General features: G+C 67.9%; 8 protein-coding genes. 3 read left to right on the plus strand and 5 right to left on the minus strand.

Annotated elements, in window-relative coordinates:
* Positions 1-247 precede the first annotated feature (247 nt).
* From AB0J58_RS12655 to coxB, 4 genes are all read right to left on the minus strand, one after another.
* A complete protein-coding gene (locus tag AB0J58_RS12655; RefSeq protein ID WP_364214090.1) occupies positions 248-1477 on the minus strand; it encodes an Ig-like domain-containing protein in 1230 nt (409 codons plus the stop codon).
* A gap of 154 nt (positions 1478-1631) precedes the next feature.
* Entirely contained in the window at positions 1632-2027 is a 396-nt protein-coding gene (locus AB0J58_RS12660) for a cytochrome c oxidase subunit 4 (protein ID WP_343974197.1), read from the minus strand.
* Entirely contained in the window at positions 2024-3613 is a 1590-nt protein-coding gene (ctaD, locus tag AB0J58_RS12665) for a cytochrome c oxidase subunit I (protein ID WP_364214092.1), read from the minus strand. Before ctaD ends, AB0J58_RS12660 begins: the two co-directional genes overlap by 4 nt.
* 62 nt (positions 3614-3675) lie before the next feature.
* Entirely contained in the window at positions 3676-4425 is a 750-nt protein-coding gene (gene coxB, locus AB0J58_RS12670; protein WP_364214096.1) for a cytochrome c oxidase subunit II, read from the minus strand.
* A gap of 216 nt (positions 4426-4641) precedes the next feature.
* On the opposite strand from coxB, the gene AB0J58_RS12675 reads away from it, so the two are divergent.
* The 3 genes from AB0J58_RS12675 to AB0J58_RS12685 all read left to right on the plus strand — a co-directional run bounded on the left by AB0J58_RS12675 (position 4642) and on the right by AB0J58_RS12685 (position 6558).
* A complete protein-coding gene (locus AB0J58_RS12675) occupies positions 4642-5778 on the plus strand; it encodes an aminotransferase class V-fold PLP-dependent enzyme (RefSeq protein ID WP_364214099.1) in 1137 nt (378 codons plus the stop codon).
* 25 nt (positions 5779-5803) lie between these two features.
* Positions 5804-6073, plus strand: coding sequence for a sulfurtransferase TusA family protein (locus tag AB0J58_RS12680; protein WP_364214102.1), 270 nt, complete (start codon positions 5804-5806; stop codon positions 6071-6073).
* A 62-nt stretch (positions 6074-6135) separates the two neighbouring features.
* Complete coding sequence (locus AB0J58_RS12685) at positions 6136-6558, plus strand: CBS domain-containing protein (protein WP_364214105.1); 423 nt, start codon at positions 6136-6138, stop codon at positions 6556-6558.
* Between the two features lie 149 nt (positions 6559-6707).
* On the opposite strand, the gene AB0J58_RS12690 is transcribed toward AB0J58_RS12685, so the two are convergent.
* Positions 6708-7694 (minus strand): carbohydrate kinase family protein, encoded by a 987-nt coding sequence (locus AB0J58_RS12690; protein WP_364214108.1) that lies wholly within the window; start codon positions 7692-7694, stop codon positions 6708-6710.
* Positions 7695-7803: the final 109 nt, after the last annotated feature.

Raw genomic sequence — 7803 nt, forward strand, 5'->3', positions numbered from 1 at the left:
CCACACGAGAGGCCCGGACACCGCACGGTGTCCGGGGCTCGACGTCTTTCCACACCCTTTTCCCGACGCCCCGGCCGGAGGGCCGCCCCTGAGCCCCCGAGTCCCCGAACCCGGGTCCCATGGACCCCGAGGCCTCTCCGCGACGGCTGACGCCCCCTCAGGGGTCTCCGCGGGCACCTGCGGCCGGCGGGGCCCGGCTTCAGACACCGTCGGTTTCAGACACCGTCGATCTCAGACGTCGCCGGTTTCAGACGTCGTCGGTGGTGAAGTGCTTGAGGCTGCTCCACTTGAGCCATTCCCGCCAGCTCTCCTGCCAGTGACCCCAGCCGTTGGTGGGCTCCAGGACGCGGGGCGAGCCGGTGATGATGATCGGATCCCCGATCAGGGTGTTGTCGAGGAACCACTTGGCGTTGCTCGGGCTGACGTTGACGCAGCCGTGGCTGACGTTGGAGTAGCCCTGGGAGCCGACCGACCACGGGGCGCTGTGGATGTACTCGCCGCTGTTGGAGATGCGGACCGTGTCGTAGACGGTCAGCTGGTAGTAGCCGGGCGAGCCGGGCCCGATGCCCGGAGAGGTCATCACCGTGACGTTCTCCCTGGACATGGCCAGGTGCACGCCGCTGGTCGTGTGGTACTTCCAGGCACCGCCCTGGCCCGCGCTCATCGGGATCTCCCTGACGACCTTGCCGTTGCGCCGCACCGTGAGGTGGTGGGAGAGCACGCTGCCCCGGGTGATCTGCGCGCGGCCGACCTTGAAGTTGACCGTCCGGTTCGCCGCGCCGTACAGGCCGGCGCCGCCGCGCACCCCGGCCAGCCGGGCCTCGACCCTGACCTTGGTGCCCGAGGGCCAGAAGTTCTTCGGGCGGAAGTGCACGTTGCGGTCGTCGAACCAGTGCCACGCCCCCACGACCGGCCTGGAGGTGCGGACGAACAGGTTGCGCTCGACGGAGACGCGGTCGGTGACGGGGTGGTCAAAGGTGATCATCACCGGCATGCCGACGCCGACGGTCAGACCGGTCATGTCCCGGTCCGGCATGAAGCTCTCGATCGCGAAGGCCTCGCGGCCCTTCACCGTGGAGAAGGACGAGGTCGTCCGGGTGAGGGCGCCCTCCGGATTGACCGCCGTCACCGAGACCTCATAGGAGGCCCCTGGAGCCGTCGTACCGCGGCTGCGCCACTGTGTACCGTCGGCGCTGAGAACGCCCTGCAGAGAGCCTTTGGCGCCCTTCACGGCCCTGACGGTGACCGACTTCAGGGTGCCGCCCTGCGCCGCGACCAGGACGGGGGTGTCCGTGGGCACTCCCCTGGCCCCCTTGAGCGGTGCCACGGTGACCACGGCGGCGGCGGACTCCACCTGTTGGGACGCCTGCGGCGTCTGCTCCTGGCGTACGGCGGTGCTTGTCGAGCAGGAGGTCGTCACCAGCACGAGGGCCAGCAGTCCCGCTCCCTGGCTCGAACCACGGATCGCGTGCCCCACATGAACTCCCCTGTCCCGGACTGAACCACTGATTCAGTTATTACCCGGAGTAAGCGGTTCACCACATAAGACATCCACCCTGAGCCCCAAATAAACGCCAAAAAGCGGGCCACGGAAGTTTTTCCGTGACCCGCTTTCGCGGTGGGACGCGGGGTCAGTGCGAGAAGTTGCCCCGGTAGTACTCGAAAACGAAACCGATCATGCTCATGATGATCGCGAAAACGCCGATCAGGAACAGCCACCAGCCGATGACCAGGCCGACGGCGGCGAGCGAGACGGCCAGGCAGACGAAGAGCGGCCACCAGCTGTGCGGGCTGAAGAAGCCCAGTTCCCCGGCGCCGTCGCTGATCTCGCCCTGCTTGTCGTCCTCCGGCTGGTCGCCGATCCGGCGGGCCGTGTACATCAGGTAGTAGCCGATCATGAGCGCGAAGCCCACCGAGATGGCCATCGCCGTCGTGCCGACCGGCTCCTTCGACCAGTACCAGTAGACGACGTCCACGGCGGCGAAGAAAATGCCGCAGAGGATGAACAACCAGCCCTGGACCTTCATCGGACCTCCTCCAGCTCACGGGGGGCCGGGGTGTGCGGGTACTTGAGGTCGAACGCCGGGCGCTCGGACCGGATGCGGGGCAGCGAGATGAAGTTGTGCCTCGGCGGCGGGCAGGACGTCGCCCATTCGAGGGAGTTGCCGTAGCCCCACGGGTCGTCCACGGTGACCTGCGGCGCGGTCTTGTGGGTCTTCCACACGTTGTAGAGGAACGGCAGCGTGGAGGCACCCAGCAGGAACGCGCCCACCGAGGAGACCATGTTGAGGTCGGTGAACCCGTCGATCGGGCTGTAGTCGGCGTAGCGGCGCGGGAAGCCCTGCGCGCCCAGCCAGTGCTGGACCAGGAAGGTCGCGTGGAAGCCGACGAACAGCGTCCAGAAGTGGATCTTGCCCAGCCTGTCGTTCAGCATCTTGCCGGTGAACTTGGGCCACCAGAAGTAGAAGCCGGCGAACATCGCGAACACCACGGTGCCGAACACCACGTAGTGGAAGTGCGCCACCACGAAGTAGGAGTCGGACACCTGGAAGTCCAGCGGCGGGGAGGCCAGGATGACACCGGTCAGACCGCCGAACAGGAACGTCACCAGGAAGCCGATCGAGAACAGCATCGGCGACTCGAACGACAGGTGGCCGCGCCACATGGTGCCGATCCAGTTGAAGAACTTCACCCCGGTGGGCACCGCGATGAGGAACGTCATGAAGGAGAAGAACGGCAGCAACACCTGCCCGGTGGCGAACATGTGGTGCGCCCACACCGTGATCGACAGACCCGCGATGGCGATGGTCGCGGCCACCAGGCCGATGTAGCCGAACAGCGGCTTGCGGCTGAAGACGGGCAGGATCTCGGTCACGATGCCGAAGAACGGCAGCGCGATGATGTAGACCTCGGGATGGCCGAAGAACCAGAACAGGTGCTGCCAGAGCAACGCCCCGCCGGTGGCCGAGTCGAAGATGTGCGTGCCGAGCTTGCGGTCGGACTCCAGCGCCAGCAGCGCGGCGGCCAGCACCGGGAAGGCCATCAGCACCAGGATCGAGGTGAGCAGGATGTTCCAGGTGAACATCGGCAGGCGGAACATCGTCATGCCGGGCGCGCGCATGCACACGATCGTGGTGATGAAGTTCACAGAGCCGAGGATCGTGCCCAGACCGCTGATGGTCAGGCCGACGATCCACAGGTCGCCGCCGATGCCCGGGGAGCTGATCGCGTTCGACAGCGGGGTGTAGGCGAACCAGCCGAAGCTGGCCGCGCCGCCCGGGGTGAGGAAGCCCGACAGGGCGATGGTGCTGCCGAAGGTGAAGAGCCAGTAGCTGACCATGTTCAGCCGCGGGAAGGCGACGTCGGGGGCGCCGATCTGCAGCGGCATGAGCTCGTTGGCGAACCCGGCGAACAGCGGGGTCGCGAACATCAGCAGCATGACGGTGCCGTGCATGGTGAACAGCTGGTTGAACTGCTCGTTCGTGGTCAGCTGGAGGCCCGGCTGGGCCAGCTCCGCCCGCATGATCAGCGCCATCACGCCGCCGATCAGGAAGAAGACGAAGGAGGTGATCAGGTAGAGATGTCCGATGATCTTGTGATCGGTGGACGTCATCCACTTGACGACGACCGAGCCCTTACGGGTCGGGGGAAGGGGAACTGCTGGGTTATGCGCGGTCACTGGGCACCCGCCTGACTAGCGATGTACTGGTCGAACTCGGCCTGGGGCACGAGCTTCACCGAGAAGAGCATCCGGCTGTGGTCCACACCGCAGAGCTCGGCGCAGCGACCGGCGTAGACACCTGGCTTGTTCAGCGTCTGGACCTCGAACTTGTTGTTCACGCCCGGGATCACGTCGCGCTTGAAGTGGAACGCCGGGACCCAGAAGGAGTGGATGACGTCCGGCGAGTGGAGGTCGAACTCGACGTTCCTCCCCACCGGCAGCATCAGCTCGGGACCCTTGGTGTAGTCGGCCGCGGGCAGGCCCACGACCTGGGTGGTCTTGCCGTTGTACTCCGTCGTGAAGCGCCAGCTCCACTGGAAGCCCTCGACCTTGACCTTCACGTCGGGCTTGCCGGACAGGGTGTTGATGTAGTTCTGGTCCCGCGCGGTGAAGAAGAAGAACACGCCGACCATGATGATCGGCACCACCGTGTAGAGGATCTCGATCGGCAGGTTGTACCGCACCTGAGGCGGCAACTCCTCGGAGGAGTTCTTCCTCTTACGGTGGAAGGCGACGGACCAGAGGATCAGACCCCACACGACCACACCGGTGGCGAGGGCGGCGATCCACGATCCGTTCCACAGGCTCTGGACGGATTCGGACTGCTTGGTGACGCCCTCGGGCAGGCCGCCTCGGGACCATTCTTCGGCACTGCACGCCGTCAGGGAAACCAGCAGCAGCGCCAGAGCGGCAGCGCGTGGCACCCGGCGGCGGGCCAACGGACGCCGTGCGGAACGGCGGGTCGGACTCACGGATCGCCTACCCCACAGATGAAGCCCAGGAGTCGCTCCTGGGCGGTCGTTTGTTCACGTTCAAGATTTGTAGTTCACAGCTTCACGCTGGGGGACACATTAGCGCGGACAACCGTCGCCCCCCCGCGCAGCCCCCGCCCGCACCGCGCGTGGTGCGACGATTGGAGCGTGGCGTACTTCGACGCGGCCTCCACGGAGCCGCTGCACCCCCAGGCTCGGGAGGCTCTCATCGCGGCCCTCGACGTCGGCTGGGCCGACCCCGCGAGGCTGTACGGTTCCGCTCGCCGGGCAAGGATGTTACTGGAACAGGCGAGGACCGAGGTCGCCGAGGCCCTGGGCGCCAGGCCCGACGAGGTCTCGTTCACCTCCTCGGGCACCCAGGCGGTGCACCTGGGCGTGCTCGGCACCCTGCACGGACGCCGCAGGAGCGGCCGCCGCCTGGTCACCTCGGCCGTGGAGCACTCCAGCGTGCTGCACGCGGCCGGCATCCACGAGCGCGACGGCGGCTCGGTCGAGACGGTCGGCGTCGGGATCACCGGCGCCGTCGAGGCCGGCGCCTTCCGCGAGGCGGTTCTCGCCGAGGGCACCGCCCTGGCCTGCCTGCAGAGCGCCAACCACGAGGTCGGGACCGTCCAGCCGGTCGCCGAGGCGGCGGCGGCGTGCGCCGAGGCGGGGGTGCCGCTGCTGGTGGACGCCGCCCAGACCGCGGGCCGGATGCCGCTGCCCGGCGGCTGGTCGGTGCTGGCCGCGAGTGCGCACAAGTGGGGCGGCCCCGCGGGGGTCGGCGTGCTGGTGGTCCGCAAGGGCACCCGGTGGCGCAGCCCGCTGCCCGAGGACGACCGTGAGCGCCGCCGGGTCCCCGGTTTCGAGAACGTGCCCGCGATCGTCGCGGCGGCCGCCGCGCTGCGTGCCACGGTGGCCGAGTCGGCCATGGAGTCGGCCAGGCTCTCCGCGCTCGTGGACCGGGTCAGGACCGAGGTGCCCCGGCTGGTCCCCGACGTCGAGGTCATCGGTGATCCGGTCGTGCGGGCGCCGCACATCGTCACCTTTTCGTGTCTTTACGTGGAAGGTGAGGCACTGCTCACCGAACTCGACAAGGCCGGATTCTCGGTATCGTCCGGCAGTTCCTGCACGGCGAGTACGCTTCGTCCATCGCATGTTCTGGAGGCCATGGGCGTGCTCACCCACGGGAACGTGCGGGTGTCGCTGCCCAGGGGCACCTCGGCGGCGGATGTCGACCGTTTCCTCACCGTCCTGCCCGGCACGGTACGCAGGATCCGCGAGGAGGCGGGGGTTAAACTGTGATCAACATTTGGGAAGTGAAGACTCCATGACGTCCAGCCAGGCCAACCCGGCGGGATCGGCCCAGAGCCCGGCACTGACCATCGACGCGCTGGGCAAGAAGTGCCCGATTCCCATCATCATGCTGGCCGAGCAGATCAACCACGTGCCGCTCAACGCGATCGTCGCGGTCCTGGCCGACGACCCCGCCGCCTTCACCGACGTCCCGGCCTGGTGCCGGCTGAAGTCGCACCACCACGTGGCCAGCTACGAGCTCCCCGAGCGCGGCTGGTCCATCCACGTGCGCCGCAACTACTGACTTGTCCTGAAACTGGGTATGACTCTCCCCGAAAATCCATCAAACGGTTCGGGGGGACAGTTATGAGCGGCGAGACCGCCAGGAGTCTTATGAATGCCGGGGTCCGTTGCGTGGAGGCGCACGAGACGCTCGACCGGGCCGCACAGATGATGCGCGACATGAACGTGGGCGCGCTACCCATCTGCGGCAGCGACGACCGGCTGAAGGGGATCATCACCGACCGCGACATCGTGGTCAAGTGCGTGGCCCACGGCATGGACCCGTCCAAGGTCACCGCCGGTGAGCTGGCGACCGGGCTGGTCTGGGTGTCGTCGGACGCCAGCGTCGACGAGACGCTGGCCAAGATGGAGCAGAACCAGATACGGCGGCTGCCGGTGATCGAGGACGGCCGCATCATCGGCATGATCAGCGAGGCCGACCTGGCCAGGCACCTGCCCGACGACAAGCTCGCCGAGTTCGTGCACCGCGTCTACGCGAGCTCCTGACACCTTCCAGGACGGCATCCCGCCCGGCTGAGTGCCCGATGTCGGGTGATCTCAGCCGGGCGTGGCTCAGCCGCCGGTCCGGCGGCGGGTCCGGCCACCGACGATCCGGGCGGTGCCCGGTGCCGGCCGGCCGGTCCCCGAACGGCGGCTCAGGCGTGGTGGCACTTCACGAAGCCGGCCACCTCGGCCGCGGCGTCGGTGCCGTAGGCGTCGGCGAAACGCTCCAGGAAGACCTTCTGGCCGAGTTCGTACTCCTGGCCGCCGACGCGCTCCAGGACGTGGGTGGCGGTGAGGTTGCCGACCTGGCCGCAGCGCTCCAGGGACAGGCCCCAGGCCAGCGCCGCCAGGAAACCGGACCTGAAGGCGTCTCCCACGCCCGTGGGGTCCGCCTTGCCCAGCTCGGGCGCCGGGGGGACGTGCAGCGGCGGCTCGTCCTTGCGGTCGATGACGACGCCCTTGGGGCCGAGCGTGGTGACGCGGACGCCGACCCGGCCGAGGATCTCCTCGTCGGTCCAGCCGGTCTTCTGCTCGATCATGCCCTTCTCGTAGTCGTTGCCGAACAGGTAGGCGGCGCCGTCGACCAGTTCGCGGATCTCCTCGCCGGGCATGCGCGCGAGCTGCTGGGAGGGGTCGGCGGCGAACGGGATCGCGCGCTGGCGCGCCTCGGCGGTGTGCCTGAGCATCGCCTCGGGGTCGTTGGGGCTGATCAGCACCAGCTCCAGGCCACCGAGCCGCTGGCTGATCGGGCCGAGCTCGATGAGACGGGCCTCGGCCATCGCACCGGTGTAGAACGACGCGATCTGGTTGTGGTCGTCGTCGGTCGTGCACAGGAAGCGGGCGGTGTGGTGCAGCTCCGAGACGTGGACGGAGTCGCAGTCGACGCCGTGCCGCTCCAGCCAGGAGCGGTAGTCGGCGAAGTCCGCGCCGACCGCGCCGACCAGGACGGGCCGAAGACCCAGGCAGCCCATGCCGAAGGCGATGTTGGCCGCGCAGCCGCCACGGCGGATCTGCAGGTCGTCCACGAGAAACGACAGGGAAATCCGGTGGAGCTGATCGGCGATGAGCTGGTCGCCGAAGCGGCCCGGGAAGGTCATCAGGTGATCTGTCGCGATTGAGCCGGTGACGGCGATGCGCACGGGGTTCTTCTCCTCGTTGTCAGCATCTCTGGGAACGTGGACGATCGGGCCACGCAAGAATACGCGACCTTGTGGGCGCACGAAGGCCCCGCGCGGTGACGGATGTCAC

It is taken from the genome of Streptosporangium sp. NPDC049644 (genome assembly GCF_040675205.1).
Lineage (GTDB): Bacteria > Actinomycetota > Actinomycetes > Streptosporangiales > Streptosporangiaceae > Streptosporangium > Streptosporangium fukuiense.

Coding starts and splice junctions, on each gene's coding strand:
- AB0J58_RS12685 (WP_364214105.1), top strand. CDS start 6,136: ATGAGCGGCGAGACCGCCAGGAGTCTTATGAATGCCGGGGTCCGTTGC.
- AB0J58_RS12680 (WP_364214102.1), top strand. CDS start 5,804: ATGACGTCCAGCCAGGCCAACCCGGCGGGATCGGCCCAGAGCCCGGCA.
- ctaD (WP_364214092.1), bottom strand. CDS start 3,613: ATGACGTCCACCGATCACAAGATCATCGGACATCTCTACCTGATCACC.
- AB0J58_RS12660 (WP_343974197.1), bottom strand. CDS start 2,027: ATGAAGGTCCAGGGCTGGTTGTTCATCCTCTGCGGCATTTTCTTCGCC.